This is a genomic window from Marinobacterium aestuariivivens, from assembly GCF_042661465.1.
GTDB lineage: Bacteria > Pseudomonadota > Gammaproteobacteria > Pseudomonadales > Balneatricaceae > Marinobacterium_A > Marinobacterium_A aestuariivivens.
Genome location: NZ_JBHSWE010000001.1, coordinates 929613 through 955871 on the forward strand (window position 1 = coordinate 929613; position 26259 = coordinate 955871).

Below are 26259 nucleotides of genomic sequence, written 5' to 3' on the forward strand. Positions count from 1 at the left end.
GGCGCGCTGATTCTGAAAACACGTAACTCTAGCAATGGCGGGGATTTAGAGCAAGGAACAAATATGATAGATTAGCTGCCCTCAAGCTACCTTTCCAAGCACCGCCGAGTGCCAGAAACCTTATTGAAATCAGCGAGAACCACAACATGGCTCTAGACCGTTCCGATGTGGAAAAAATCGCCCACCTGGCGCGTCTTCAGATCCGCGAAGAGGAAATTCCGGGTTATACCGAAACCCTGTCGAACATCCTCGCCCTGGTCGATCAGCTGCAGGCCGTCGACACCCGCGATGTCGACCCGATGGCACACCCGCTGGACGCCGTACAGCGCCTGCGTGCCGACATCGTCTGCGAACCGGATCGGCGCGAGGAACTCCAGGCCGTGGCGCCGGCCGTTGAAAACGGCCTCTTCCTGGTCCCGAAAGTGATCGAGTGACAGCGATTCCCACCCTGTGAAGGATACGAACACCATGTTTGACAAGACCCTGGCCGAACTGGCCGGCGGACTGGCCGCAGGCGATTTCAGCAGCGTCGAGCTGACCCAGTCCTACCTGGAGCGGATCAAGGCCGAAGATCCGGCCTACAACAGCTTTATCACCGTCACCGAGGAACAGGCGCTGGTCCAGGCCCGCGCCGCCGACGAAGTCCGCGCCGCCGGCAAGGCCACGGCCTTCACCGGCCTGCCCGTTGCCCACAAGGACATCTTCTGCACCCGGGGCGTGCGTACCAGCTGCGCGTCGCGCATTCTCGATAATTTCATCGCCCCCTATGACGCCACCCTGATTGCCAAGTTCAATGAAGCCGGCGCGGTCATGCTCGGCAAGACCAACATGGACGAGTTCGCGATGGGCTCGTCCAACGAGTCCAGCTTCTACGGTCCGGCCCGCAACCCCTGGGATACCGACCGCGTGCCGGGCGGCTCGTCCGGCGGCTCCGCCGCCGCGGTCGCCGCGCGCCTGGCTCCGGCCGCCACCGGCACCGATACCGGCGGTTCCATCCGCCAGCCGGCGGCCCTGTGCGGCATCACCGGCATCAAGCCAACCTATGGCCGGGTCTCCCGCTACGGCATGGTCGCCTTCGCCTCGTCGCTCGACCAGGCCGGCCCCATGACCCGCACCGCCGAAGACGCGGCGATGATGCTCAACGTCATGGCCGGCTTCGACCCGTTGGATTCGACCTGCCTCGACCGCGAGGTACCGGACTACAGCCTGACGCTGAACGACAGCCTCGAAGGCCTGAAAATCGGCCTGCCGAAGGAGTACTTCTCCGCCGACCTGAATCCGGCGGTCGCCGAACAGGTACAGAGCGCGGTGCGCGAATTCGAGCAGCTCGGCGCCAGCGTTCGGGAGATCAGCCTGCCCAACACCGCCCTGGCCGTGCCGGCCTACTACATCATCGCGCCGGCGGAGGCCTCGTCCAACCTGTCCCGCTTCGACGGCGTGCGCTACGGCTATCGCTGCGAAGACCCGAAGGACCTCGAGGACCTGTACAAGCGCAGCCGCGGCGAGGGCTTCGGCGACGAGGTCAAGCGCCGCATCATGGTCGGCACCTATGCCCTCTCGGCCGGCTATTACGATGCCTACTACCGCAAGGCGCAGCAGGTGCGGCGCCTGATCCAGCAGGATTTCGTCCGGGCGCTGTCCGAAGTGGACGTCATCATGGGACCGACCACGCCGCAGCCGGCCTTCCGCCTCGGCGAGAAGACCTCGGATCCGGTGCAGATGTACATGGAGGACATCTACACCCTGGCACTGAACCTCGCCGGCCTGCCCGGCATGTCGATTCCCTGCGGACAGACCGGGGGACTGCCGGTCGGCCTGCAGATCATCGGCGACTATTTCAATGAGGCGAAGCTGCTCAACGTGGCGCACCGCTTCCAGCAGGCGACCGACTGGCACACACAGGCACCGGCGAGTATCAAGGGGTAAAACAGGATGCAGTGGGAAACCGTAATCGGGCTGGAGATTCACGTCCAGCTCGCCACCAGGACCAAGATCTTTTCCGGCGCCAGCACCGCCTTCGGCGCCGAGCCCAACACCCAGGCCTGCGCCATCGACCTGGCGCTGCCGGGCACTCTGCCGGTGCTGAACGAGGATGCCGTGCGCAAGGCGGTGATGTTCGGCCTGGCGGTGGACGCAGAGATCGGCAAGCGCTCGGTGTTCGAGCGCAAGAACTATTTCTACCCGGACCTGCCCAAGGGCTACCAGACCACCCAGCTGGCGGAGCCGATCGTCGGCCCGGGCCATGTCGACATCAACCTCGATGACGGCAGCAGCCGCCGGGTGCGCATCCACCATGCCCACCTTGAGGAGGACGCCGGCAAGTCGCTGCACGAGGACTTCCACGGCATGTCCGGCATCGATCTCAACCGCGCCGGCACGCCGCTGATTGAGATCGTCACCGAGCCGGACATGCGCTCGGCCGAGGAAGCGGTGGCCTTTGCCCGCAAGCTGCATTCCATCGTCACCTCGATCGGCATCTGCGACGGCAACATGGCCGAGGGCTCGATGCGCTTCGACGTCAACGTGTCGGTGCGCCCGCAGGGCAGCGACGTCCTCGGCACACGCACCGAGACCAAGAACCTCAATTCCTTCCGCTTCATGGAGGAGGCGATCGAGCTCGAGGTCGAACGCCAGATCGACGTCATCACCGGCGGCGGCAAGATCGTGCAGGAGACCCGACTCTACAACGGCGACACCAAGGTCGCGCGCGCCATGCGCAGCAAGGAGGAAGCCAACGACTACCGCTACTTCCCCTGCCCCGACCTGCTGCCGGTGATCCTCGACGATGACTACATCGAAGCGGTCCGCGCAACGCTGCCGATGCTGCCGGACCAATGGAAGGCACTGTTCGTCGAGCAGTACGGGCTGTCCGACTACGATGCCGGCGTGCTGTCTTCGAGCCCCGTCCAGGCCGCCTACTACGAGGAAGTGGCCAAGCTCTGCGGCGACGGCAAGCTGGCCGCCAACTGGGTGATGGGCGAGCTCGCCCGCTTCCTGAACCAGAACGACACCGAGATCAAGGACTCGCCGGTCAGCGCGCTGCAGCTCGGCGGCCTGCTCGAGCGCATCCGGGACAACACCCTTTCCGGCAACATCGCCAAGAAGGTGTTCGAGGTGATGTGGTCCGAGGGCGGCAGCGCCGACGAGATCATCGAAGCCAGGGGACTGAAGCAGGTCACCGATACCGGCGCCATCGAGAAGGTGGTCGACGAGGTGATCGCCAACAGCACCAAGCAGGTCGAGCAGTACAAGGCGGCCGAACCGGACAAGCGCGGCAAGATGCTCGGCTTCTTCATGGGCCAGGTGATGAAGGCCACCGGCGGCAAGGCCAACCCGGGCGCCGTCACCGGCATCCTCAAGCAGAAACTGGATGCACTCTGCGAGTGAACGCGTGAGACGTGAGGCGTTAAGAACGTAGGGTGGAATGAGCTTGCGAATTCCACCGGTGCTTTCAGCAGCCGGCGGAGGTGATTGAGAGCATTGGTGGAATTTGTACCTTTGGTACTCATTCCACCCTACGCACCAGCAAACCGCATTGCCAACCGATGACCCACATCCAAAGCTTCGACTACGTCGCCGCACCCGATGCCCGGGTGCTGGTCCTGGGCTCGATCCCGGGCCTGAAGTCTCTGCAGGAGGTGCAGTACTATGCCCATCCACGCAACGGCTTCTGGCCGATCATGGCGCGACTGCTGGATTTCGATCCGGCCCTGCCCTACCCGCAGCGACTGGAAGCCCTGAAAGGCAGCGGCATCGCGCTCTGGGATGTGGTACATCGCTGCCACCGACCCGGCAGCCTCGACCAGAACATCGCAGGCGACAGCGTCGAAGCCAACGACTTCGCATCCTTTTTCCGCCTGCACCCCGGGGTTCGGACCATCTTCTTCAATGGCGGCACCGCCGAGACGCTGTTCAAGCGGCATGTCATCAGAGGCGGCATCGCGCTTCCGGCAGGACTGGAAATGACCCGCCTGCCCTCGACCAGCCCGGCCAATGCCGGCATCCGACTGGAGCAGAAGCTGGAGCAGTGGCGTGCGGTTCTCGACAGCCTGCGCCCCTGATGCCGGCGGTGGAACGCCACCCGGTGGAACGCCACCCGGTGGAATTCGCTTCGCTCATTCCACCCTACCCATTCGGATACCGCATGGCGCACCGAAGCCAGTCACCCGTAACGCCTTAGGCTTTCTTCAAATATGCCGCCACCAGCACGATCTGAACGCCGTTGACCTTGCCTTCGATATGCTTGGGGTTGTCGGTCAGGCGGATATCCTTGACCAGGGTGCCGCGCTTGGCGGTAAAGCCTGCCCCTTGACGTCGAGATCCTTGATCAGGGTGACGGAATCGCCGGCCTGCAGCGGCGTGCCGTTGCTGTCGCGGGTCGGCTGCGCATTTTCATCCTGCTCGACGACGCCGGCCCGGGCCCAGCGCTCGGTCTCTTCGTCCAGGTAGAGCATGTCCAGCAGATCCTGGGCCCAGACCTCGCCGGAGAGACGCTTGAGCTGACGCCAGGCCAGCACCTGAACCGCCGGCACCTGAGTCCACATGCTGTCATTGAGACAGCGCCAGTGATGCTGATCGGCCGGCGCCTCGATCTCCTCCAGGCATTTCCCGCACAGCAGCGCCTGGCTGTCGAGCCCGGGCGCCGGCGATTCGGGTATATCATAGGCGGAAAGGTTCTCGGCTGCGCCACAGAGTTCACACTTGCCGCCGCTGCGGTTCAGAAGCTGCTGGTCGATAGTCATGCATTTTGTCCGGTTATTGGAAAACCGGGCACTTTACCACAGTTAGGCGTTCCACATCACTGTCACGCACTCTCCCGCGCCTGGAGCCTGAACCCCAGATCGACCACGGGGTCGTCGATCTTCTCGCCATCGAGACGGCGCATCAGCATTTCGGCCGACATTTTGCCGATCTCGTAGAGCGGCGTGGCGATCGAGGTCAGCGACGGATTGATGCACGCAGAGGCCTCGAGGTCATTGAAGCCGGCGACCGCCAGTTGCTGGGGGATACGGATATGCCGCCGCTGGCTCTCGAAGATCGCGCCATACGCCAGGTCATCGTTGATGCAGAACACCGCGTCGAGATCGGGCGCAGCCGCCAGCAGGTCTCCGAGCAACTCTCCCCAAGCCGCACCGTCGAAGGCTCGGCGGTCGTGACGATCCGGCGGCCGTCATGGAGACCCGCCTCGACAAGGGTGTCGACGAAGCCCTGGATACGCCGCTGGGCCCGGTAGTCCATCTGCGCGCCGATCACCCCTATGCGGCGGTAGCCGCGACCCAGCATGTATTCGGCCATCGCCGCACCTGCCGCCCGGTGGGAGATGCCGACATTCATGTCCAGCGGCGCCCCTTCGCCCAGCTCCATCATCTGCACCACCGGTATGCCTGCGGACGTCAGCAGGCTGCGACTGCTGTCGGACTGATTGAGCCCGGTGACGATGATACCGTCCGGATGATGGGTCAGAAACTTGGCGATCAGACTCGATTCCTGCTGCACCGAGTAGTAGGTATTGCCCATCAGCATCTCGTAGCCCCGCGCACTGCAGACGTCATAGATGCCCTTGATCACATTGCTGAAGACGGCATTGGAGACAGAGGGTATCACCACCGCGATGCTGTAGCTGCGCTGGCCGGCCAGGGAGCGCGCCGCCCGGTTCGGAATGTAGCCGAGCGCATCCACCGCCTGCCTCACCCGCTCGCGCACCTGCTCCGAAACCCGCGCGGGATCGTTCAGCGCCCGCGAGACGGTCATGGAGCTGACGCCGGCCATGCGGGCGACGTCGCTCAGAGTCACACGCCCCTTGCTGCGGCTGCTGGGCTGGGTCTGTCTGCTGGGCATGGAACCGACTCCTGAACGGCTGAAGACGCCATTCTAGCAGTATTCCCCTGGGCGACAACCCCGCAAAATGTTAGCGCTAAACTTTTTGGCATCCGGTTATTGACCCGACAATCCGTCTCGGCTAACCTTGAAAACAGTGACCATCCCCGGGAAAGACGGGGATTTTTATGTTCAACGAATGTTAGCGCTAAAATATAACAATATGAATCTAGTGATCATGGGCGTATGCGGCTGCGGCAAGAGCACCATCGGCGAACGCCTCGCCACCGAGCTCGACGCCGGCTTTATCGAAGGCGACAGTTTCCATCCGCTGGAAAACGTGCGCCGCATGTCCGCCGGCATCCCGCTGACCGACGCCGACCGCGCCCCTGGCTGGCACGCCTGAGCGAAGAGCTCGCCAAGGCCAACCGGTCGGGCAGAACCGCGATTCTGTCCTGCTCGGCGCTGAAGAAGCGCTACCGCGAGCAGCTCGCCGAAAGCGGCCCCCTGACATTCGTTTACCTGCAGGGCGACCGCGCCGAGATCGAGCGTCGCATGTCCCAGCGTCAGAACCACTTCATGGTGGCCTCGATGGTCGCCAGCCAGTTCCAGGCCCTCGAAGAACCCGGCCCGGACGAATCCTGCATCCGCGTATCCATTCTGCAAACGGTCGACCAGATCGTGCAGGAAGTGCTGCAAAAACTGGATGCGACCTGAAACCGCCGATCCTCCTTTGACTACGCTTGTAGTCATTTTCAAAGCCAAAACAAACCTAAAAAGGTGAGTCATGACAATAACAAAGCCACTCTCAGAGACCGCTAGGAAACTGCTGTCCCGCACCGTTGCAGGTACTCTGCTCGGTGCCGGCCTGCTGCTGGGCAACGCCCAGGCCGCGGATTACAGCTGGACCTTCCAGACGTCCGAAAATGCCGGCGAACCGCAGTTCGAGATTAAGAAGGCCTGGGCCGACAACGTCAAGACGATGTCGAGCGGGCGCATCGAAATCGAAATCCTGCCGGTCAACGCCGTGGTGCAGGCCAACCAGACCCTCGATGCGGTCAGCTCCGGCATCCTGCAGGGGCACCTGACCGACCCAAGCTACTTCTCCGGTCGCGACCCGGCCTTCGGCATGCTCGGCAACCTGGTCGGCGCCTGGGGCGATCCGCTCGAGTTCCTGGACTACATGAAGTACAGCGGTGGCGAAGATCTCTACAACGAACTGGTCGAGCCCTACGGCGTACACCTGATCGGCGCGGCGGCCACCGGTCTCGAAGCTTTCGTGTCGAAGAAGCCGATTCGTACCGTCGACGACATGAAGGGCCTCAAGCTGCGCGCACCGGAAGGCATGGTCTACAACATCTTCCAGAAAGCCGGCGCCACGCCGGTAAACCTGCCGGGCTCCGAAGTCTATACGGCCCTTGAAAAAGGCGTCATCGATGCCGCCGACTACACCGTGTTCTCGACCAACCACGACCAGGGTCTGCACAGCTTCGCCCAGTACCCGAACTATCCGGGCTTCCATTCGCTGCCGATGGTGTCGGTATCGCTTAACAAGGAGATCTGGGACGGTCTGCCGGCGGACCTCAAGGCCATCCTGGAAACATCGGTCGATTCGATGGCCTACGAGATGGTCGCCAAGCTCAAGGCACGCGACCTGGTGGCGGTGAAAAAGGCGCGCGAGGACGGTTCCATCACCATTATCGACATGGCACCGGAAGAGCGGGCCAAATTCCGCAACATCGCCAAGGACGAGTGGAAAGCCTGGGCCGAGAAGAGCGAGCTGAACCGGAAGATCTATGACTCCGTCGTCAGCTACCTGACCGACCGCAACCTGATGTAACTCCCCCCGGGGCACAGGCCCCGGGCGTTTCAATCATTCCGAACAGCGGGCCGCCCCCGGCCCGCGCGGAGGCTCCATGTCAACCCTGTCCAACCCGACCCGAGAGGCGCAGAAAGCGGAATCCGACGTCCAGCGCGACGGAGAACGCAATGCCCTTGACCGACTGATATCCCGCGGCGGTGCCGTGGCGGCCTGGCTGGTATTCGTGGCGATGGCCATCAGTGTCTTCGAAGTGATCATGCGCTACGGCTTCGATTCGCCGACCTCCTGGGTCCACGAAACGGTCGTCTTTCTTGTCGCCACCAGCTTCGCCCTCGGCGGTCCCGCCACCCTGGCGAAAAACCGCCATATCCGGGTGCGCGTGCTCTATGACGCTGTCGGCCCGGGCCTGCGCGTGTGGTTCGACCGCTTCAACGACCTGGTGACCCTGGGCTTCTGCGTCGCCATGTCCTATGCCGCGTTCAGCATGTTCTGGCGCGCATCGCACAACCCGATGGGCGACTGGCAGCTGGAGCGCTCCGGCACCGCCTGGAATCCGCCGATGCCGGCCCTGACCAAGGGCCTGATCATGTTCGCCCTGATTCTGATGACCGTGCAGGCCCTGCTGCACCTGATCCAGTCCTGCCGCCCGGCCCGCGCTTACGAGGTTCACCGCTGATGGATATCGCTACAGCGACAATGTTAATGGTCGGCCTTATATTCGCCCTGCTGGTCACCGGCCTGCCACTGGCCTTCATCACCGGCCTGGTGGCGATGGGCTTCACCTTCGGCTGGTTCGGCCCCAACGCGCTGCCGCTGGTGACCAGCCGGGTCTATGGTTTCGTCACCGAATATTCACTCGTCGCGGTGCCGATGTTCGTGCTGATGGCCTCCCTGCTGGACCGTTCGGGCATCGCCAGGGATCTGTTCAATGCGATGCGTGTCTTCGCCGGCCGCCTGCCCGGCGGTGTCGCGGTCCAGACCGTGGTCGTGGCCTTCTTCCTGGCTGCCCTGTCCGGCATCATCGGCGGCGAGATCGTGCTGCTCGGCATCCTGGCGCTGCCGCAGATGCTGCGCCTGGGCTATGACAAGCACCTGTCGATCGGCGTCGTCTGCGCCGGCGGCGCCCTCGGCACCATGATGCCGCCGTCTATCGTGCTGATCATCTACGGCATGATCGCCAGTGTTTCGATCGCCGACCTCTTTACCGCCGCCATCACACCGGCGGTGATCCTGATGGCCTCCTATATCGGTTATGTGCTGGTACGCTGCCTGCGCAACCCGCAGCTCGGCCCGCCGCTACGCCCCGAAGACGCCGACGGCGGCTTTGCCACCCGCGCCGATGCCCTCAAGGCCATTGTCGTACCGGGCCTGATCGCGGGCCTGGTGCTGGGCACCATCTACGGCGGCATCGCCTCGGTCACCGAAGCCGCGGCGATGGGCGTGTTCGGCGTCCTGCTGGCGATCCTGCTGCGCGGCGAGTTCTCGCTCAAGGTATTGCACACCAGTCTTGGCCAGACGCTGATCACCTGCGGCATGATCATCTGGATCGGCATCGGCGCCGCGGCCCTGGTCGGCGTCTACAACCTGATGGGCGGCAACCGCTTTGTCTCCGGCCTGATCCAGGGCATGGATGTGGCGCCGATCGCGATCATCCTGGTGATGATGGCCATCCTGCTGGTGCTGGGCCTGTTCCTCGACTGGATCGGCATTGCCATGCTGGCGCTGCCGATCTTCGTGCCGATCGTGGTGCAGCTGGGCTATGACCCGATCTGGTTCGGCATCCTGTTCGCGGTGAACATGCAGGTCTCCTTCCTGTCGCCCCCGTTCGGCCCGGCCGCCTTCTATCTGAAGGGCGTGGCACCGCCCGAGGTGAGCCTCAAGGATATTTTCGTCGCGGTGCTGCCCTTTATCGCGCTGCAGCTCTGTGTCCTGGCACTGCTGCTGGCCTGGCCCCAGACCGCCCTGTGGCTCCTGCAGTAGAATTCGAGGCTGAACAATGAAAATCACCGCACTGAAAACCTGGCAGGTGCCGCCACGCTGGCTGTTCCTCAAAATCGAGACCGATGCCGGCGTCTACGGCTGGGGCGAACCGGTGGTCGAGGGTCGCGCCGCCACCGTCGAGGCGGCCGTGCACGAACTCGCCGACTACCTGGTCGGTCAGGATCCGCACCGCATCGAACATCTCTGGAACCTGCTGTACCGTGCCGGCTTCTACCGCGGGGGACCGGTCCTGATGAGCGCCATCGCCGGTATCGACCAGGCGCTCTGGGACCTCAAGGGCCGGGATCTGGGCGTGCCCGTGCATCAGTTGCTCGGCGGCGCCTGCCGCGACCGGATGCGGGTGTACGCCTGGACCGGCGGCGACCGCCCCGATGACGTCGGCGCCGGCGCCGGGCACTCGCCGACCAGGGCTTCACCGCTTTCAAGATGAACGGTACGGCCGAGATGGCAATCGTCGACTCTCACCGCAAGATCGACGAGGCGGTCGCCCGCGTCGCCGAGGCCCGCGCCGCGGTCGGTCCGGATGTCGGCATCGCCATCGACTTCCATGGCCGGGTCCACCGCCCGATGGCCAAGTCTCTGCTGCGCGAGCTGGAAGAGTATCACCCGATGTTCGTCGAGGAACCGGTGCTGCCGGAGCACCTGCCCTGCCTGAAGCAGATTGCCGGCAACCTCGGCTACCCGATCGCCACCGGCGAACGGCTGCATACCCGCTACCAGTTTCGCGACCTGCTGGCCGACGGCATGGTCGACATCATCCAGCCGGACCTGAGCCACTGCGGCGGCATCAGCGAGGGACTGAAAATCGCCACCCTGGCCAGCGCCCACGATGTGGCGCTGGCGCCGCACTGCCCGCTCGGCCCCCTGACCCTGGCCGCCTCGCTGCAGCTGGATGCCGTCTGCCACAACGCCTTTATCCAGGAACAGAGCATGGGCATCCACTACAACCGCGACAACGACGTACTCGATTACCTGGTCGACAAGTCGGCGCTGAAAATCGAGGACGGCTTCATCGCCATCCCGCGGGGCCCGGGCCTCGGCGTCGAGATCGACGAAGCCTATGTCGAGGAAAGATCCAGGGTCGGCCATCGCTGGCGCAACCCCGTCTGGTTGCATGAAGATGGCAGCATCGCCGAGTGGTAGCCGTACCGGAGACTGGAACGACCGCTGGCGCAACCCCGTCCGGATCTGTCACGCAGGACAGGACGGCAGCATCGCCGAGTGGTAACCCGAGGTGAAAAACATGACAGAACAGCATCGTAACGTGCTGGAAAACGCGCTCGACGAGCTGCCCCTGGTCGCGATCCTGCGCGGCATCACGGCGGATGAAGTCGAGCCCGTCGCCGACGCCCTGATCACCGCCGGCTTTCGCATGATCGAGATACCGCTCAACTCGCCCTCGCCCTGGCAGAGCATCGAGCGGTTGCGCCGCCACTGTCCGGCCGGGGTACTGGTCGGCGCCGGAACGGTGCTCGACGGCAACGAGGTGAGCCGGCTGGCTTGCGCCGGCGGCGAGCTGCTGATCACACCGAACGCCGACCCGCAGATCATCGCGGCCGGCCTCGGTGCGGGGCTGGCACCGGTCATCGGCTGCATGACCCCGACCGAAGCCCTGATGGCGGCGCGGGCCGGCGCCCTGGCCCTCAAGCTGTTCCCGGCAGCGCGCCTGGGCAGCGGCTATTTCAGCGACCTCAGGGCCGTGCTGCCAAAGGATCTGCCGGTGCTGGCCGTCGGCGGCATCAACGGGAGTAATATGGCCGAATGGCACGCCGCCGGTATCGGCGGCTTCGGCTTTGGCGGCAACCTGTACTGTCCCGGCCGGCCGCCGGCCGAAGTCGGCCGCATCGCCGCGGACCTGGTGGCCGAGTGGCGGCGCCTCGATGCCGCAACGGAACTCGCCGGATGACGAACCCATTGATCCTGGTCGACTGGGGCTCCAGCAATTTCAGGGCCTTCCTGATCGACGGCGAAAGCGGGCAGTGCCTGGACAGACGCGCTTCGGAGCGCGGGCTGAAATCGCTGAGAAGCGATCAGTTCGCCGAATACTGCGCCGCCGAACTGACCGACTGGCGCCAGGCGGACGCCCTCCCCGTTTATATGGCCGGCATGGTCGGGTCGGCCCGCGGCTGGATGGAAACGCCGCAGCTCGACCTGCCGCTGGACAGCGCCGGTCTCGCAGCCGGCGTCAGGGCCGTGCCGGACTTCGACAATGGCTGGATTCTCCCGGGCGCGCGGGTCCTCGGCGAACACGAGGTCGATGTGATGCGGGGCGAAGAGGTTCAGGCGCTTGGCGCGCTCGCGATCGCCGGCCTCGGGGACGCCATGCTCTGCCTGCCGGGTACCCACAGCAAGTGGGTACGGGCCGGCGGCGGGCGCCTGCTGGATTTCACCACCCTGATGACCGGCGAACTCTATCAGGCCGTGCGCTTTCACACCCTGATCGGCGAACCGGCGCGGGACGAATCCACCTTCGAACCCGAGGCCTTTGCCCTGGGCCTGGACCGCGTGCACGAAAGTCCGGGCGGCGTGCTGCACGCGCTGTTCGAGGGCCGCAGCCGGATGCTGCAGGCGGGCCTGGCGGCGCCCGCTGTCGCCAGCTACCTGTCCGGCGTCCTGATTGGCGAAGAGATCCGCTGCATGCGCCAGGCGCATCCCGCGCTCGAGGCGCTGCTGCTGGTCGGTGCCGAACGCCTGCGGGCGCCCTACAGCCAGGCACTGCATTACGCCGGTCTCGAGCCGCGCTGGATCGACAGCGACCGGGCCAGCCTTGCCGGCATGCTGGAGGTCGCCCGCCGGCACCGGGAAATGATACGCTGCCTCTGAAGATCCCAACAGAATCGCGCAGGCGCCAGAAGCATGGACAGACTCTTCACCTACGGCACCCTGATGGTGCCCGAGGTTATCGAAACGGTGATCGGCCGGCCGGCAGGCCTGGCGCTGGCCGCCGAACTGCCGGACTTTGGCTGCTACCGTGTACGCAACCGCCAGTTCCCCGCCATTCTTGCCGAGGCCGGGCAGCAGACACCTGGCTGCCTCTACCGGGGCATCGACTCACCGGCCCTGGAGCGGCTCGATCATTACGAGGGCAGCCTGTACCGCCGCCATCGGGTGCAGGTCCTGCTGCAGGACGGCCAAAGCATCGAAGCCTGGACCTATGTCTGCCACCCGCGCTCACGGGACTGGCTGACCCGCGAAACCTGGCAACTGGAGCAGTTCGTCGAGCGCCACCTGGCGCTGTTCATGCAGGGGTCAGCCGTCCCCAGACCTGAGTGCGGCCTGGGCTTCTGCAAAGTCCTGCTGCGTGTTGATATTCATGAACTCCTGCGGACGGTCGCACCGGCACTCGATATACCCTCGGCCTCCAGCCAGCCGCGCACGGCACGCCGGCCGGTTTCACGAAAGGCTTCGAGTGAAGCCGCCTTCGCCACCGGCACAATCAGGTGCAGGGTCTGCAGATAGTCGCCATCCTGCACCACCACCAGCGAATCGGGATGGGCTTGTGCCAGGGCGATCATGCGGTCCAGGCTGACAGGCGACACCAACGGCGTGTCGCAGGGCATGATCAGCAGATGACTGCAGTCCAGGGCGCCGAGCGCCCGGCTGATGCCGCTGAGCGGACCGGTGCTGTCGCCGGCATCTTCCAGAATGCCGTCGGCCAGGTCACGATAGCCCCGCTGCTCCGAGCGGCAACCGATCCAGACATGACCGACGCGCCCGCGCAGCCGCTCGATCAGATGGCAGATCATCGGCCGCCCCGCCAGCGGCAGCAGACCCTTTTCACCGCCCCCCATGCGCCGGCTCTCTCCACCGGCCAGTATCAGCGCATCCAGCTTCACCGCATCGCTCCGAAAGAATTTCTGGGCCCGGCAGAGACTATTACGACAGCCACGCCGACTCAAGCCCCGGGTTGCGAATGCCCGAAAAGACGCTGACGCACCCGCTTGAGCTGACGCGCCTCGTAGGCATCATGGGTGGCATCGCCGATCTGGGTGGCTTCCCAGGCATTGCAGTCCAGCACCTGGATTTCGTAGGGGTAAATGCAGCGCCGGCCATCTTCGAGCCGGATAATCAGTCGCTCGACGAACTTGAACATGCGAAAAGCCCGATCGCTGAAGGGATTACCCTGTTCCGGCAGCGGCGGGTCGCCATCGGCTCCGGCCTCCGGCTCGACCACGAAGGGCGGCGGATCGATACCGTATAGGCTGTGAATCTCGTGCAACTCGGCCAGGGAGTTGCGGCTGCGCTCGGGCAACTGATTGGCGAACATGATGACGCTGCGGCTGCGCAGGAACTTGATCAGCAAGACCGCCGAGAAAATATCGTGGGTCACCAGACGCACGCCAAGACGGTCGAACTGCTCCATGGCCAGATTGCCGGGCTTGTGGAGCAGCTTGGTCATGATGCGCTCGAAGGATTTTTCCTCCTTGATATGGAAATCCACCAGTGGAATCTTGCACTGATCGTCACCGATCCACTGCTGCCCCTGCAGCTCGAACAGCCAGGGCTGAAAACGCCCCTGGACACTCTGCAGCGCGGTCTGGTGTGCCACCGGATCCTGGGTCACGGCGGCATGGGTCGCACAGTGCAGCACTTTCAGCAAAACGCAGGGCCAGTTGGGCCAGTCGCCATCGGGCGGCCGCGAGGCCTCGAGCAGCAGCTCCTCGATCGACATCTCGCGAATATGTCGCGGGACAGCCTCGATCCGGTGCCAGGGCAATATCACCTCGTCGAGAAAACGAATGGCGCGACCGTGGATCTGATCCAGCCAGTCATGATCCTCGGGATCCGCCGGGTCGAAGCCGTAGGCCCGCATAAAGCGTGTCGCCGCCGCCTCGTCCCCTATCTGCAGTTGCGCAAGATCGACGACTGAACGGCCTCCAATCAGGGTTTCCAGGGTCTCCCAGGGAATCTCGAGTTCCGCCGCACTGCCCACCCGCGGCACCCACTCAGGCCCGGCTATACGTTTCGCCATCCAGTACCCGCCTGCACCAATATTGTGCTCTGACACTACCTTGGTGCCGAAGCGCAAGCCTGTCAAGCCTGCAATCGAGCGGTCTTGAGCAGACGCCCCGAAGCCCAAACTTTACGTAAAGGTAAACTTGAAGTATAACCTAGGGAAAACCCCAATAAACAATCCCGGAGCCCCCATGGATCTGACGCTGACCGAAGAACAGGCACTGATACAGGACACTGCGCGCCGCTTCGCCGATTCGGAGCTGGCGCCCGTTGCCGCCGAGCTGGACCGCTCGGGCGATCACGCGATCCTGAAACGCAACTGCCGCCAACTCGCCGAACTCGGCTTCATGGGCCTCAATATCGACAGTCGTTACGGCGGCACCGAAGCCGGTGTCGTGGCCTTCAGCCTCGCTGTCACCGAGATCGCCCGGGCCTGTGCTTCGACAGCGGTCACCCTCTCGGTTACCAATATGGTGGCCGAAGTCATCCGGCTGTGGGCAGCGAAGAGCAGAAGGCACTCTACTTGCCGAGACTCTGCAGCGGCGACTACCTCAGCGGCAGCTTCTGCCTGACCGAAGCGGGCGCCGGTTCCGACCCGGCCTCGATGCGCACCCGGGCCGAGCGCTCGGGCGACGGCTGGTGCCTGAACGGTACCAAGCAGTGGATCACCAGTGCCGAATTCGCCGGCATCTACGTCGTCTGGGCCGTCACGGACCCCGAAGCTCCCAAAGGCAAGGGCATCAGCTGCTTTCTGATCGAGGCCGGCAGCGACGGCATTCAGGTCGGTCCGGCCGAGCAGAAGATGGGCCAGCGGGGCTCGGCAACCAACGAAGTCCATTTCGACAATGTCCGGGTACCCGGCAGCGCCCTGCTCGGCCGCCTCAATGACGGTTACCGTATCGCGGTCTCGGAGCTCGCCGGAGGCCGCATCGGCATCGGCTCGCTGGCGCTGGGCATCGGCCTCGCCGCGATGGACTATGCCACCCGCTATACCACCGAACGCCAGCAGTTCGGCCACCCGATCGCGGACTTCCAGGGTCTGCAATGGATGATCGCCGACCGCGCCACCGAACTCGAAGCCGCCCGTCTGCTGCTGATGAGCGCCGCCGACCGCAAGGAGAAGGGCCAAAGCTTCACCCGCGAAGCCTCGATGGCCAAACTCTTCGCCAGCGAAAAGGCCAACCAGGCCTGCTACACCGCCCTTCAACTGCTCGGCGGCTACGGCTACATGCAGGAATATCCGCTCGAACGACTCACCCGGGATGTCCGCATCACCACCCTCTACGAGGGCACCAGTGAAGTCCAGCGCATCGTGATCGCGCGGGAGATCCTGAAGGAATACCGCCAGGCGTGAGGCATGAGGCGTGGGGAAAGGGTACCGATAAGTGCACCGTACAATCAAAATGCCGGTGCGGTGCGCTTCGCTTCACTGTAAACCGCTCCTGCGTTTACAGCATTTCCGCCGTCCGTGGCGGTCACCGGCACCCTACGTCAACGCTCCGATACCCGCAGATATGAACAGCGAGCCCGACGCCAATCTTTTACGTCCTCTTAAACGAAAAAAGCCTGAAGTTTTTCAACCTCAGGCTCTTTATCGAATTTGGTAGCGGGGGCCGGATTTGAAAGGACGACCTTCGCCCGCGGTTATGAAGAGCGAGCCCGACGCTTCTTTGTGTAACCAAGCTCCGAAAACGAAAAAAGCCTGAAATCTTTCGACTTCAGGCTTTTCTCTTCATTTGGTAGCGGGGGCCAGATTTGAACTGACGACCTTCGCCCGCGGTTATGAAGAGCGAGCCCGACGCTTCTTTGTGTAACCAAGCTCCGAAAACGAAAAAAGCCTGAAATCTTTCGACTTCAGGCTTTTCTCTTAATTTGGTAGCGGGGGCCAGATTTGAACTGACGACCTTCGCCCGCGGTTATAAAGAGCGAGCCCGACGCTTCTTTGTGTAACCAAGCTCCGAAAACGAAAAAAGCCTGAAATCTTTCGACTTCAGGCTTTTCTCTTAATTTGGTAGCGGGGGCCAGATTTGAACTGACGACCTTCGGGTTATGAGCCCGACGAGCTACCAGGCTGCTCCACCCCGCATCAACGTGGGGCGTATAGTACAGACCACCCTGCCCCTATACAACCCCTTTGTTAAAATATTTTTAAAATCAGTCAGATAAATGCGATTCAGGGCTGCTCGATACCGACGATGATCCAGTCGGCGTTCGGCACGCTCGAATCCCGGGTCAGGTGCCAGACTTCATTGAATTCGGTGGTCTGGTCGGAATCCTCCTTCAGCCAGCCGTAGAAGTTCAGGCTCACGACCACATGGTCGCCGTTGTCGATGAAGTTGGCCAGCTCGGCCATCACCGACACCACTTCGGTGTGCTGCTCGCCGTTCTTGGCACGTTCCCGCTGCAGTTCGGACAGCAGCTCGGGCGAAACGTAGGTGCGGATCTCGTCCCAGTTGCTCTCGTCCCAGGCCTTCTGCAGCTTGATGAAGTGGCTCTTGGCCCCTTCGACAAAAGCTTCCTGGTTGAACCAGGACGGGGTACTCAGCGACGTACCGAGGGGTGTGCCGAAGCTGCCGGAAGCCGCGCCGAAGTCAGGCTGGGGCTGCTGGGCACGGGCCATCGGTTCTGACTGTGCCGGCTCGTAGGCCCGGCTGCCCTGCTGCACGCCGGCGTAGGCCGGCGCCGGGGACTGCTGTCGCCGGAACATCGCGAACAGCTTGTACGCCATGAACGCCAGCAGGCCGATCAGCAGGATATCCATGAACTGGATGCCGTCGAAGGCGCCGCCGAAGAAGAGCGCACCGAGCAGGCCGCCTGCGAGCAGACCACCGAGAAGACCGCCCATCATGCCGGGTTTCTTGGCCGTGGTCGCGCCGGTCGGAGAGGTTGCGGCTTTCTGTTGAGTGGTGGTGCTGCCGGCCGTTTCATTGCTGGTCGGCGACGTTTTTTTCGGCGCAGAGAAGCTCTTGCCGATGCTGCTGCCACCGCCGAACCGCTTCCCGGCCTCGGCATCGGGGGTCAGCAGGCTGAACCCCAGAAAAACGGCGAACATGATGGTTATCAACTTTTGCATGGAGACTCCGTAGTTTTTATCGAGCGCAGGGTTTCGGTCACGACGGCCAGATAGATGCCAGCGAATATTAGGGCGATACCGGCGAAATGGAAAGCCTGAACCTGCTCGCCAAGCAGCAGTACCGACAGCAACAGTCCGAACAGCGGCATCAGGTGGATAAAGAGACCGGCAACCGGGGCTCCGAGTTCCGCGACACCGCGATTCCAGCACAGATAGGACAGAATCGACGGAAAAATCGCCATGTAGAGTACCGTCGCGCCGGTCCTGAGGGTGAATTCGGGCAGGCGCCCCTGACTCAGTTCCAGCAGCATCGGCGCCAACAGCGCCAGGACGCCGATCAGCACGGTGATGCCGAAAAAGGTAAAGGCACTCAGCTCCACCGGCTTGTAACGCAGCAGTACCGAGTACAGCGCCCAGTCCACGACGGCCGCGAACACCCAGAGATCGCCGCGATTGAACTGCAGCTGCAGCAGCGCGTCGAGCCTGGCCTGGGTCAGCAGCACCAGTACGCCGACCAGTGAAATGCTGACCCCGACCCACTGTCGGAGGCTCACTGCCTGCTTCAGAAAAACCCGGCAGATGATCAGGATCATCACCGGTATCACCGAGTGGAGCAGCGTCGCATTGGTCGCGAGAGTGGTCTGCAGGCCGGTATAGACCAGGGTGTTGAAACAGGCGATGCCGAGTATCGCCAACAGCAGTATGATCGGCCAGTGGGCGCGGATGACCGGCCACTCGCGCCTCAGCCGCGGAATCAGGAACGGCAGGACGATCAGCAACGCCAGGCTCCAGCGCGAAAACGCCAGGGTGACCGGCGGAAACTCGAGATGGATCGCCCGCGCCAGCACCGAATTGCCCACCCAGAACAAAACCGTAAAGACCAGCAGCAGATAGGCCACTATTGCGCCTCCTTGCGATAGAGCAGCCGCGAGAGCAGCGTATGACTGTGCTCCTGCCCCGTCAGCAGATATTGCAGAACGTTGTAGTTTTTCAGGCTCCACTCCATTTCGCGCAGCGCCTCGCCCAGGCCGCAAAAGAGGATTTCATCGCCGGCCTGCAGCTCGCAGAGCTCGCCGGGCAACATGTCGATCGTCTCGCCGCGACGGTGCATCAGCACAATGCAGGGCAACTGCCGCTGGCGATCGCGGGGATCGCGCAGCAGGGTACGCAACGTCGCCCTCTGCCCCGCTCCGAGCATCAGCAACGCCGGCGCTTGCGCCTCGCAGAGGCTCACCGACCAGCTGTCGAGTTCGCGCTCGCCGACGACCCGGCTCATGCGATTCAGCAGGACATGGGCCCAGACGTCGTCCTGCTCGGACTGCATCCGTTCGATAAACACCGGCAACAGCGGGGTCTTGACCTGCGACATGATGCGGTTGGCGATGATCCGCCCCGGCTCCATGATGAAATCGGCTCTCGCCCCTCGAATACCGGGCCATTGGCACTGAGATTCTGGCGCACGACCGTGATCAGTTTCGGATTCAGCTGCCGTGCGGTCATGATGATCGAGAGGTTGTCGGCATCATTGTCGGTTCCGGCGACGATGCCGACGGCCGTGTCGACGCCCGCTTCCTGCAAAGTCACCGCTTCGGTGCCGACGCCGCGGATGTGCCGAATGCCGTTGCCAAGCGACCCGGGATGTTCGTCGACAATGGTCAGCTCGACCTGGTCGTCACTGAACTCGCCGAACAGCGCCCGGCCAAAGCGGCCGAAGCCGCAGATGATCCAGCGCCCTTCCCGGCGCCGGTGAACGCTGGCCGGATGTCGGTGGCGGGGATTGAGCAACCAGTCGTAGACCAGGTGCTTGTAGGGCGAGTGGGTGGTCAGGACCAGATACTGGGCATAGGCTCGGAACGGATCGACGACCAGGTCGGTGCCGAAGGATTCCAGGTTGGCGGTGGTGACATCGGACTCTGAACGGCTGACCACCAGGCGCGCCGGCACCAGCAGCTTGCTGGCGATGGCCACGGCCAGGTTGACCTGATCCTGATTGGTCAGCGCCAGTACACCGATACAACGCGGATGGCGCAGCCCGGCGTCCTCCAGCACATCGGGCAATGCGGCATCGGCGCAGAGACGCGGCACCCGCACCTGCAGACCGTCCAGCTCCAGCATGTCGATCCGCTCCTGATCGACATCCACCACCACCGTGCGGATCTCGCGGCTGGCCAGGCGCTTCACGACCCGGCTGCCGGTCACGCCGTAACCACACACCAGGTAGAAGGGCTCGGACAACCCGCTGACCTCGCCGACAAAAGCGCGCCGGCGCATCAGCCGGCCAAACGCCGGGTCCTGGATCAGCGCCAGCAGCGAACCGATGGCATAGAGCCAGGCGACGACGGTGGCGTAGATGCAAACCAGTGTCCAGAGGCGCTGCCCATCGGTGAAGGCGTAGGGAATTTCGCCGAAACCGATTGTCGAGCCCATGAACGAGACGAAATAGAAGGCATGGAAAAAGCTCATGCGCCAGGGCTGCCCCTGGTCGTCCAGGCCGGGTATCAGTACCAGCCCCAGCACCGAGACCGCATAGACCAGGATCAGCGTGATCAGCGGCGCCCGCAGCCGGCGCAGCAGCAGGTAGATGACATTGTTCATCTGCGGACCATGACGGTCTCGACTACCAGCAGAATCACGGAGACCACGTTGGCCATCAGGGCGCCGCCCGAAAGGGAGACCACGCTGGCCAGAATCAGCTCGTCGACACCGCCGCCGATATGGGTCGCGTAGCCCCAGATCAGCGCCGCCGCCACCAGCTGCAGATCCGCCACCAGGCTGGTCGCCATCATCAGGGCGCCGAGGTGGGTGCGGTCACCGAACTTGAGCACGGTGCAGATCAGGCTCACCACCAGGGCGGCGAATAGCTCGTAGACATTGTGGTGATGCGGATTGTGCAGCTCGCCGACGAAGAAGCCGAAGTTCAGCGTCAGCGCCAGCACGATAAAAAATGCGTAGATCACTTTTTCACGGTTCATGGGACTCCTTCCCGCGGCCCAGTACGGCATTGGCGGAATTGTATAGGGTGACACCGGCTCCTGCCACGCCGACGGCGAACTTTGCCTCGCAGCCGGGGTCTGAGCCGTGACAGTCAAGCCCGCTGCTGCGTAAACTGGGCGCCAACCGTTCGCCAAGGATTTTTCGATTCCATGAGACTGAAACGCTTCCCTGCTCCCCTGTTGCTGCTGTTCTGGCTCCTGAGCTTCGCGGCACTGGCCGATACCGCTGTGCGCACCAGTCCAAACGACAACCGGGACTACCAGAGCTTCACCCTGGAGAACCGGCTGCAGGTACTGGTGATTTCGGATCCCGACAGCGACAAGGCGGCCGCTTCGCTGGACGTCGACGTGGGTTCCAACGCCGACCCGGCACAACGCCAGGGGCTGGCGCACTTTCTCGAGCACATGCTCTTTCTCGGCACCGAAAAGTATCCGGAAGCGGGCGCCTACCAGGCCTTTATCCGCGCCAACGGCGGCAGTCACAACGCCTACACTTCATACGACAATACCAACTACTTCTTCGATATCGGCGCCGACCATCTGGAGCCGGCCCTGGATCGCTTCGCCCAGTTTTTTACCGCTCCGCTGTTCAACGAGACCTACGTCGACCGCGAACGCCATGCCGTGCATTCGGAATACCAGAGCGGCCTGCGCGATGACGGCCGCCGTATCTGGAGTGTCCACAAGCGCCTGGTCAATCCGGAGCACAGCTTCAGTCAGTTCAATGTCGGCAGCCTCGAAACGCTCTCCAACGGGGATGCGGGCCGGCTGCGGCGCGACCTGATCGATTTCTACGATCGTTACTATTCGGCCAATCTGATGCGCCTGGTGGTACTGGGGCGCGAACCGGTGGCCGAGCTGCGCCGGATGGTCGAGGAACGCTTTGCCGACATCCGCAACTTCGACGCCGCGCCCTTCCGCGAAGAGGCCCCGCTGTATCGCGCCGGTACCCTGCCCGCACGACTCGATATCCGGACCCTGGACGATGTGCACAACCTGACCCTCAGCTTCCCGCTGCCGCCCGCCAGAGCCTACTGGGCCGAGAAACCGCTCTACTACCTGTCGAGCCAGATCGGCTACGAAGGCAGGGGCAGCCTGCTGTCGGCTCTGAAGGACCGGGGCTGGGCCAACGGCCTCGGCGCCTCGTCGGGCCCGGACTTCCCCGGCAGTTCGTCGCTGGTTGTCAGCATCGATCTGACCGAAGCCGGCATGCAGCATTACCAGGAGGTGGTTGCGCTCTTTTTCAGCTATATCCGGCTGCTGCGCCAGGAGGGTATCGAGGCGTCACTCTATGACGAGGAGCGCCGCCTTGCCGATATCCGCTTCCGCTTTGCCGAACCTGGCGACCCTGCACACTATGTGCGACAGCTGTCCCGGGCCATGCAGGAGTATCCCACCGAACACGTCATCGACGCGCGCTATCATTTCGCCCCCTTCGATGGCGCCCTGATCCGCCGCTTCCTGGAGCCGGTACGGCCGGACAACATGTTGCTGAGCCGCCAGGCCCGGGACCTCGACACGGATATGAAGGATCCCTGGTACCAGACCGGCTACAGCCAGACGCCGCTGACCGATGCGGACCTGGCCCAGTGGCGCCGCAACCCGGGCGGCGAAGCCGTGCTGTCGATTCGCGATCCCAACCCCTTTATCGCCGACGACCTGTCGCTGAAACCCCTCGAGCCGCCGTTTTCGGACCGGCCCCGGCAGATTCTCGCCCGTCCGGGCGCCGAGCTCTGGTTCCAGCAGGACGCCGAATTCCGCGTCCCCCGGGCCGATTTCTTTTTCTCGCTGCAGTCGCCGCAGGCCAACGCCGACCCCGCCTCCGCGGTACTGACGGCGCTCTACACCCGCATGGTCAATGACCAGTTCAACGAAACGCTCTACGATGCCGGGCTCGCAGGACTCTCGGCCAACCTCTATCCCCACCTCAAGGGGCTGAGTGTGCGCCTGTCCGGCTTCAACGATCGCCAGCCGGTGCTGCTGGAAGCCCTGCTCGAAGTGATGACGAAACCGGAGCTGGACCCCGCGCGCTTCGGGCTGATTCGGCGCCAGCTTGCCCAGGAGCTGGCCAACGAACGCAACGACCGCCCCTACAACCAGACCACCGGCGAACTCTACAACCTGCTGCTGCCGCAGTTCAGCAGCGAACAGAAGCTGGCGGCGCTGGAGTCGATCGATATCGACCGGCTGCGCCGCTTCATCCCCGCGCTGCTGCAGCAAACCTCGCTGCGTATCCTCGCCCACGGCAACCTGCTGCCACAGGACGCCATCGCCATGGCCCGCACCGTCGACGAGCGTCTGCGCCATAATGCCCGGGTGGCGCCGGAGCTGGATATTCCGGTGGTTCAGCTCACGGCCGGCGAGGCACTGGTGCAGACCCTGAACGTGGATCATGCCGACTCCGCCGTGACCCTCTATCTGCAGGGCGGCGACAGCGAACTGCAGACCCGCGCGGCCTACAATATCCTCGCTGAAATGCTGGCATCGCCCTTTTACAACGAGCTGCGTACCGAACAGCAGCTGGGCTACATCGTCTTCGCCTCGGCGCTGGAGCTGCGCCGGCACCGGGCCTCGCCTTCGTCGTCCAGTCGCCGGTCGCCGATCCGGTGAAACTCGAGGCCGAGATCGACCGATTCCTCGAGCAGATGAAGGCCGGAGCGGCACAGCTCGACCCGGCTGCCCTGGAGACCTACCGCGCCAGCACCCTGTCGCGGCTGCTCGAGAAGGAAACCAGTCTCAAGCAGCGCAGCGCACGCTACTGGCAGGAACTCGATCAGGGGGAACTCGGCTTCGACAGCCGGGAGCGCCTGGCCACGGCGATCAGGGCGCTCGGCGTCGAGGATGTCCGCGCCGCCTTCGATCGCCTGGGCAAGCGCAGTCTGCTGGTACGCAGTTTCGGCAACCGGGTCCGGGACGGCTTCCAGAGCACGGAGACAGGCCGCCGCGCCGATGCCCGGATTGCGGCCCTGAAGGCAGCCGAAGCCTGGGTGCCGGGGACCTGAGGCGTTAGGCGTTAGGCGTTAGGCGTAGACATTTGCCGCCGGCCCTCGAACTCGATCTCCGATCCACATTCTTCATCGTCCGACAGCAGGCAGTGGCGTTCCACCGGGTGGCGTTCCACCGGGTGGCGCTTCACCCGACATCCCGAAACATCGGCGTTATTCACTCCGCTAGATCTCGAGATCGCATTCCTCGCCGTCCATCATCAGGCAACGCTCGAGCGGCGGTGCCTGCCGGATCTCCTCGAAGACCCTGTCCTCGCCCGACAAGGGCGCGGGCAGGGCCTCCTTCTCGATGCGCACCTCCCGGACCTCGGGCGGGTTCGAAAAGGGGATCACGGCCGGCGCAGGCAGACGTTCCGGCGCACCGACCGGCGCGACCTCGTGCATGGGCTCGTTATCGAGACTGCCACGCGCCTTGCCTTCGTAGACGTCGCTGCCTTTCACCGCCCCGCGGGAAAAACCATCCGCAGCCGTGACCTCGTATTGCAGCACCTCCGAGGCCCCGAGCGGCAGGGCCAGGCAAGCCAGCAGCAGCGCCAGCCTGCAGCCGCACATCAGTAGAGTCCCTCCATCGGATAGATCGCCTCGGCATAGACGTTCAGCTCCTCGATAATGCGCCGCTGGGCGTCGGTGCACTCGGGCGCCTGGTAGAGGCTGTTGAGACGGTCGTAGAACTGCGGCATCGTCAGATAACCGTCATTGTCCGGCCCCAGCAACTTGCGCCGGCGGTACTCTTCCCAGTGCTGACGCTCTTCGTCGGTCAGGGTGAAGGGATAGTTGCGCGCCTTGTAGCGCAGCAGCATCTCCTCGAGCCTCGGATCCTGGAAGGCCAGCTGCAGCTCATCCAGGGCTTCGGGTGCACAGTTGCGGATCTGTGTCATCGCCGCCTTGTCCGCCTCGCCGAAAAAGCCTCCGCTGTAGAGCATCTGGTCCGGATCCGACGGCGTATCGAAATCGTTCTCGCCGAACACCTCGGCCAGCAGCGTCTGAAGCCCGTCGAACCCTCGAAGCATCTGCAAATGGGCACGGCAGACATCGCCATCGATCTGCAGTCGCCCGGCCTCGGCCTTATTGAGCATCCCGGCGGGCGCGACGACCGGACACTTGTTGATATGCAGCTGTTTCAGCGCGAGACGCGGCTCGCCCTCCTCCAGCTCGGTGGCCGGGGTATAGAGCAGACGCCGAACCTCGGCGGCCGGCAACTGCAACAGCGGTGCCGGGTCGACACGCAGATCCCAGACAATGACGCTGTTGCGGTTGACCGGATGGGTGGCCAGCGGCGCGACGATGGCCAGGTTGCCCCACTCGGCCGGATAGCGGGACGAAACATGCAGCACCGGCTTCATGCGCGGCACGTCGAGCATCGCCTGGACGGCGCGCTTGCCGCGATTCTGCACCACGTACTGATACAGCTTGGGCTGACGCTCGCGCACCAGTCGCGCCATACCGATGGTGGCATGAACATCGGAAAGGGCGTCGTGGGCCTGGCCATGATCGATGCCGTTGGCCCGGGTCAGGTCCTCGAGCCGCAGACTCGGCGTGCCGTCCCCGTACGTGGGCCACTCGATGCCCTCGGGTCTCAAGGCCCGGGTCAGACGCAGCATGTCGATAATGTCCCAGCGCGAGCAGTCGTTCTGCCACTCCCGCGCATAGGGGTCGTAAAAATTGCGGTACAGCGTATAGCGGGTGACCTCGTCGTCGAAGCGGATGCTGTTGTAGCCGACGCCACAGGTGCCCGGACGTCCCAGTTCCGCCAGCACCCGGGCCGCGAACTCGGCTTCGCAGATGCCCTCGTTCAGGGCCTGCTGCGGCGTGATGCCGGTGATAAGGCAGGCCTCGGGATTGGGCAGCACGTCTTCGGCGGGCTTGCAGTAGAACATCACCGGCTCTTCGATGATGTTCAGCGCCTCGTCGGTGCGGATACCGGCAAACTGGGCCGGCCGGTCCCGTTTCGGGTCGGCACCGAAGGTTTCGTAGTCATGCCAGAAGAAGGTCGGCGTTGCGGTGACAGACATCAAAGTTTCCCTGATGGACAGCTCGAGAATAAGATAGGGACAGCCCCAGGCGGGCCTGCCCCAAAATCCTAACACTGCCGATCCACAGCCGGCCAGCGTGGACGCCCAATCTCCGGAACCCAGTATGCTGCAGAACGACGAGACCCGCGAACAACCCTGCCCCTGCGGCAGTCACAAGCCCTACCGGCAATGTTGCGAGCCGGCGATAAGCGGCCTGCGACCGGCGGCCACCGCCGAGGCCCTGATGCGTTCGCGCTATACCGCCTTCGCCCTCGGCCTGCCCGACTACCTGGTCGAAACACTGGCACCGGAAAAGCGCCACCCGGACGAAGCCGCCCTGCTGGCCGAGCAGATGCAGGCAACGGTCTGGACGGGCCTGCGCATTGTCGATTGCCGGGCCGGCGGCCCCGGAGCCAGACGCGGGGAAGTCGAATTCATCGCCAGCTTCGAAACGCCGGCCGAAAAAGGCCAGCTGCACGAACGCTCCCGCTTTCGCCGCGACGGGCAGGGCCGCTGGGTCTATGTCGATGGCGATGTGGAGGTCGCGCGGGCCTGAATGGCACGACCGGCAACGGAACCC

At 63.8% G+C, this 26259-nt stretch carries 26 protein-coding genes, 1 tRNA gene and 4 pseudogenes; 18 read left to right on the plus strand and 13 right to left on the minus strand.

From position 1 onward, the window contains the following. The first annotated feature begins 146 nt into the window (after positions 1-146). The 4 genes from gatC (at position 147) to ACFQDL_RS04915 (ending at position 4061) form a co-directional block, all read left to right on the plus strand. Positions 147-434 (plus strand): Asp-tRNA(Asn)/Glu-tRNA(Gln) amidotransferase subunit GatC, encoded by a 288-nt coding sequence (gene gatC / locus ACFQDL_RS04900; RefSeq protein WP_379908062.1) that lies wholly within the window; start codon positions 147-149, stop codon positions 432-434. Between the two features lie 34 nt (positions 435-468). Beyond that, a complete protein-coding gene (gene gatA / locus ACFQDL_RS04905; RefSeq protein ID WP_379908063.1) occupies positions 469-1926 on the plus strand; it encodes an Asp-tRNA(Asn)/Glu-tRNA(Gln) amidotransferase subunit GatA in 1458 nt (485 codons plus the stop codon). Between the two features lie 6 nt (positions 1927-1932). Beyond that, entirely contained in the window at positions 1933-3387 is a 1455-nt protein-coding gene (gatB, locus tag ACFQDL_RS04910) for an Asp-tRNA(Asn)/Glu-tRNA(Gln) amidotransferase subunit GatB (RefSeq protein WP_379908064.1), read from the plus strand. A gap of 158 nt (positions 3388-3545) precedes the next feature. Beyond that, positions 3546-4061, plus strand: a complete 516-nt coding sequence (locus ACFQDL_RS04915) for a DNA-deoxyinosine glycosylase (protein WP_379908065.1) — start codon at positions 3546-3548, stop codon at positions 4059-4061. Between the two features lie 115 nt (positions 4062-4176). On the opposite strand, the pseudogene ACFQDL_RS04920 reads toward ACFQDL_RS04915, so the two are convergent. The 3 genes and pseudogenes from ACFQDL_RS04920 to ACFQDL_RS04930 all read right to left on the minus strand — a co-directional run. Then, positions 4177-4742, minus strand: a pseudogene (locus ACFQDL_RS04920) (PhnA domain-containing protein). Positions 4743-4804: 62 nt separating this feature from the next. Next, positions 4805-5074 carry a substrate-binding domain-containing protein gene (locus tag ACFQDL_RS04925; protein WP_379908066.1) on the minus strand — a complete coding sequence of 90 codons (270 nt, stop codon included), beginning with the start codon at positions 5072-5074 and terminating at the stop codon, positions 4805-4807. 137 nt (positions 5075-5211) lie between these two features. Next, positions 5212-5838, minus strand: a pseudogene (locus ACFQDL_RS04930) (LacI family DNA-binding transcriptional regulator); the annotation flags it as partial. Positions 5839-6040: 202 nt separating this feature from the next. Between ACFQDL_RS04930 and ACFQDL_RS04935 the strand changes: the two are divergent. From ACFQDL_RS04935 to ACFQDL_RS04975, 10 genes and pseudogenes are all read left to right on the plus strand, one after another. Further along, positions 6041-6223, plus strand: a complete 183-nt coding sequence (locus ACFQDL_RS04935; RefSeq protein ID WP_379908067.1) for a shikimate kinase — start codon at positions 6041-6043, stop codon at positions 6221-6223. 149 nt (positions 6224-6372) lie between these two features. Further along, on the plus strand, positions 6373-6534 hold the full coding sequence (locus ACFQDL_RS04940) for a hypothetical protein (protein ID WP_379908068.1): 162 nt from the start codon (positions 6373-6375) through the stop codon (positions 6532-6534). A 70-nt stretch (positions 6535-6604) separates the two neighbouring features. Beyond that, positions 6605-7657 (plus strand): TRAP transporter substrate-binding protein, encoded by a 1053-nt coding sequence (locus ACFQDL_RS04945; RefSeq protein ID WP_379908069.1) that lies wholly within the window; start codon positions 6605-6607, stop codon positions 7655-7657. A 76-nt stretch (positions 7658-7733) separates the two neighbouring features. Then, positions 7734-8315 carry a TRAP transporter small permease subunit gene (locus ACFQDL_RS04950; RefSeq protein ID WP_379908070.1) on the plus strand — a complete coding sequence of 194 codons (582 nt, stop codon included), beginning with the start codon at positions 7734-7736 and terminating at the stop codon, positions 8313-8315. Further along, the gene (locus ACFQDL_RS04955; RefSeq protein ID WP_379908071.1) at positions 8315-9619 is read left to right on the plus strand and encodes a TRAP transporter large permease; all 1305 of its coding nucleotides are present in this window, start codon (positions 8315-8317) and stop codon (positions 9617-9619) included. The genes ACFQDL_RS04950 and ACFQDL_RS04955 overlap by 1 nt, the downstream gene beginning before the upstream one ends. Before the next feature lie 16 nt (positions 9620-9635). Further along, positions 9636-10070 carry a hypothetical protein gene (locus ACFQDL_RS32925; RefSeq protein ID WP_465263946.1) on the plus strand — a complete coding sequence of 145 codons (435 nt, stop codon included), beginning with the start codon at positions 9636-9638 and terminating at the stop codon, positions 10068-10070. A 14-nt stretch (positions 10071-10084) separates the two neighbouring features. Beyond that, positions 10085-10783 carry a galactonate dehydratase gene (dgoD, locus tag ACFQDL_RS32930; protein ID WP_465263947.1) on the plus strand — a complete coding sequence of 233 codons (699 nt, stop codon included), beginning with the start codon at positions 10085-10087 and terminating at the stop codon, positions 10781-10783. Between the two features lie 100 nt (positions 10784-10883). After that, positions 10884-11546 (plus strand): 2-dehydro-3-deoxy-6-phosphogalactonate aldolase, encoded by a 663-nt coding sequence (locus tag ACFQDL_RS04965; protein ID WP_379908072.1) that lies wholly within the window; start codon positions 10884-10886, stop codon positions 11544-11546. Next, the gene (locus ACFQDL_RS04970; RefSeq protein WP_379908074.1) at positions 11543-12463 is read left to right on the plus strand and encodes a 2-dehydro-3-deoxygalactonokinase; all 921 of its coding nucleotides are present in this window, start codon (positions 11543-11545) and stop codon (positions 12461-12463) included. The genes ACFQDL_RS04965 and ACFQDL_RS04970 overlap by 4 nt, the downstream gene beginning before the upstream one ends. A gap of 33 nt (positions 12464-12496) precedes the next feature. Further along, positions 12497-12829 (plus strand): annotated as a pseudogene (locus tag ACFQDL_RS04975) (gamma-glutamylcyclotransferase family protein); the annotation flags it as partial. Between the two features lie 122 nt (positions 12830-12951). On the opposite strand, the gene ACFQDL_RS04980 reads toward ACFQDL_RS04975, so the two are convergent. Both ACFQDL_RS04980 and ACFQDL_RS04985 read right to left on the minus strand, forming a co-directional pair. Beyond that, positions 12952-13476, minus strand: coding sequence for a molybdenum cofactor guanylyltransferase (locus ACFQDL_RS04980; RefSeq protein ID WP_379908075.1), 525 nt, complete (start codon positions 13474-13476; stop codon positions 12952-12954). Positions 13477-13535: 59 nt separating this feature from the next. Then, a complete protein-coding gene (locus tag ACFQDL_RS04985) occupies positions 13536-14612 on the minus strand; it encodes a TIGR04552 family protein (RefSeq protein ID WP_379908076.1) in 1077 nt (358 codons plus the stop codon). 175 nt (positions 14613-14787) lie between these two features. Between ACFQDL_RS04985 and ACFQDL_RS04990 the strand changes: the two genes are divergently transcribed. Then, the gene (locus tag ACFQDL_RS04990; protein ID WP_379908077.1) at positions 14788-15168 is read left to right on the plus strand and encodes an acyl-CoA dehydrogenase family protein; all 381 of its coding nucleotides are present in this window, start codon (positions 14788-14790) and stop codon (positions 15166-15168) included. Further along, positions 15120-15950, plus strand: a complete 831-nt coding sequence (locus ACFQDL_RS04995) for an acyl-CoA dehydrogenase family protein (RefSeq protein ID WP_379908078.1) — start codon at positions 15120-15122, stop codon at positions 15948-15950. The genes ACFQDL_RS04990 and ACFQDL_RS04995 overlap by 49 nt, the downstream gene beginning before the upstream one ends. Positions 15951-16605: 655 nt before the next feature. Here ACFQDL_RS04995 and ACFQDL_RS05000 read toward each other — a convergent pair. From ACFQDL_RS05000 to ACFQDL_RS05025, 6 genes are all read right to left on the minus strand, one after another. Further along, positions 16606-16682: transfer RNA gene (locus ACFQDL_RS05000), tRNA-Met, on the minus strand. Positions 16683-16769: 87 nt separating this feature from the next. Further along, positions 16770-17669: a Tim44 domain-containing protein gene (locus tag ACFQDL_RS05005; RefSeq protein ID WP_379908079.1), complete on the minus strand. Its 900-nt coding sequence runs from the start codon at positions 17667-17669 to the stop codon at positions 16770-16772. After that, on the minus strand, positions 17657-18568 hold the full coding sequence (locus tag ACFQDL_RS05010) for a DMT family transporter (protein ID WP_379908080.1): 912 nt from the start codon (positions 18566-18568) through the stop codon (positions 17657-17659). The genes ACFQDL_RS05005 and ACFQDL_RS05010 overlap by 13 nt, the downstream gene beginning before the upstream one ends. Further along, positions 18568-18993, minus strand: a complete 426-nt coding sequence (locus ACFQDL_RS05015; RefSeq protein ID WP_379908081.1) for a hypothetical protein — start codon at positions 18991-18993, stop codon at positions 18568-18570. The genes ACFQDL_RS05010 and ACFQDL_RS05015 overlap by 1 nt, the downstream gene beginning before the upstream one ends. Beyond that, a complete protein-coding gene (locus ACFQDL_RS05020; protein ID WP_379908082.1) occupies positions 18951-20264 on the minus strand; it encodes a potassium channel family protein in 1314 nt (437 codons plus the stop codon). The genes ACFQDL_RS05015 and ACFQDL_RS05020 overlap by 43 nt, the downstream gene beginning before the upstream one ends. Next, positions 20261-20641: a DUF6394 family protein gene (locus ACFQDL_RS05025; protein ID WP_379908083.1), complete on the minus strand. Its 381-nt coding sequence runs from the start codon at positions 20639-20641 to the stop codon at positions 20261-20263. The genes ACFQDL_RS05020 and ACFQDL_RS05025 overlap by 4 nt, the downstream gene beginning before the upstream one ends. Positions 20642-20812: 171 nt before the next feature. On the opposite strand from ACFQDL_RS05025, the pseudogene ACFQDL_RS05030 reads away from it, so the two are divergent. After that, positions 20813-23664 (plus strand): annotated as a pseudogene (locus tag ACFQDL_RS05030) (insulinase family protein). A gap of 168 nt (positions 23665-23832) precedes the next feature. On the opposite strand, the gene ACFQDL_RS05035 reads toward ACFQDL_RS05030, so the two are convergent. Beyond that, complete coding sequence (locus tag ACFQDL_RS05035; RefSeq protein ID WP_379908084.1) at positions 23833-24219, minus strand: hypothetical protein; 387 nt, start codon at positions 24217-24219, stop codon at positions 23833-23835. Then, positions 24219-25679: an exodeoxyribonuclease I gene (gene sbcB, locus ACFQDL_RS05040; RefSeq protein ID WP_379908085.1), complete on the minus strand. Its 1461-nt coding sequence runs from the start codon at positions 25677-25679 to the stop codon at positions 24219-24221. The genes ACFQDL_RS05035 and sbcB overlap by 1 nt, the downstream gene beginning before the upstream one ends. Positions 25680-25803: 124 nt before the next feature. On the opposite strand from sbcB, the gene ACFQDL_RS05045 reads away from it, so the two are divergent. Then, on the plus strand, positions 25804-26235 hold the full coding sequence (locus tag ACFQDL_RS05045; RefSeq protein WP_379908086.1) for a YchJ family protein: 432 nt from the start codon (positions 25804-25806) through the stop codon (positions 26233-26235). The last annotated feature ends 24 nt before the right edge of the window (positions 26236-26259 follow it).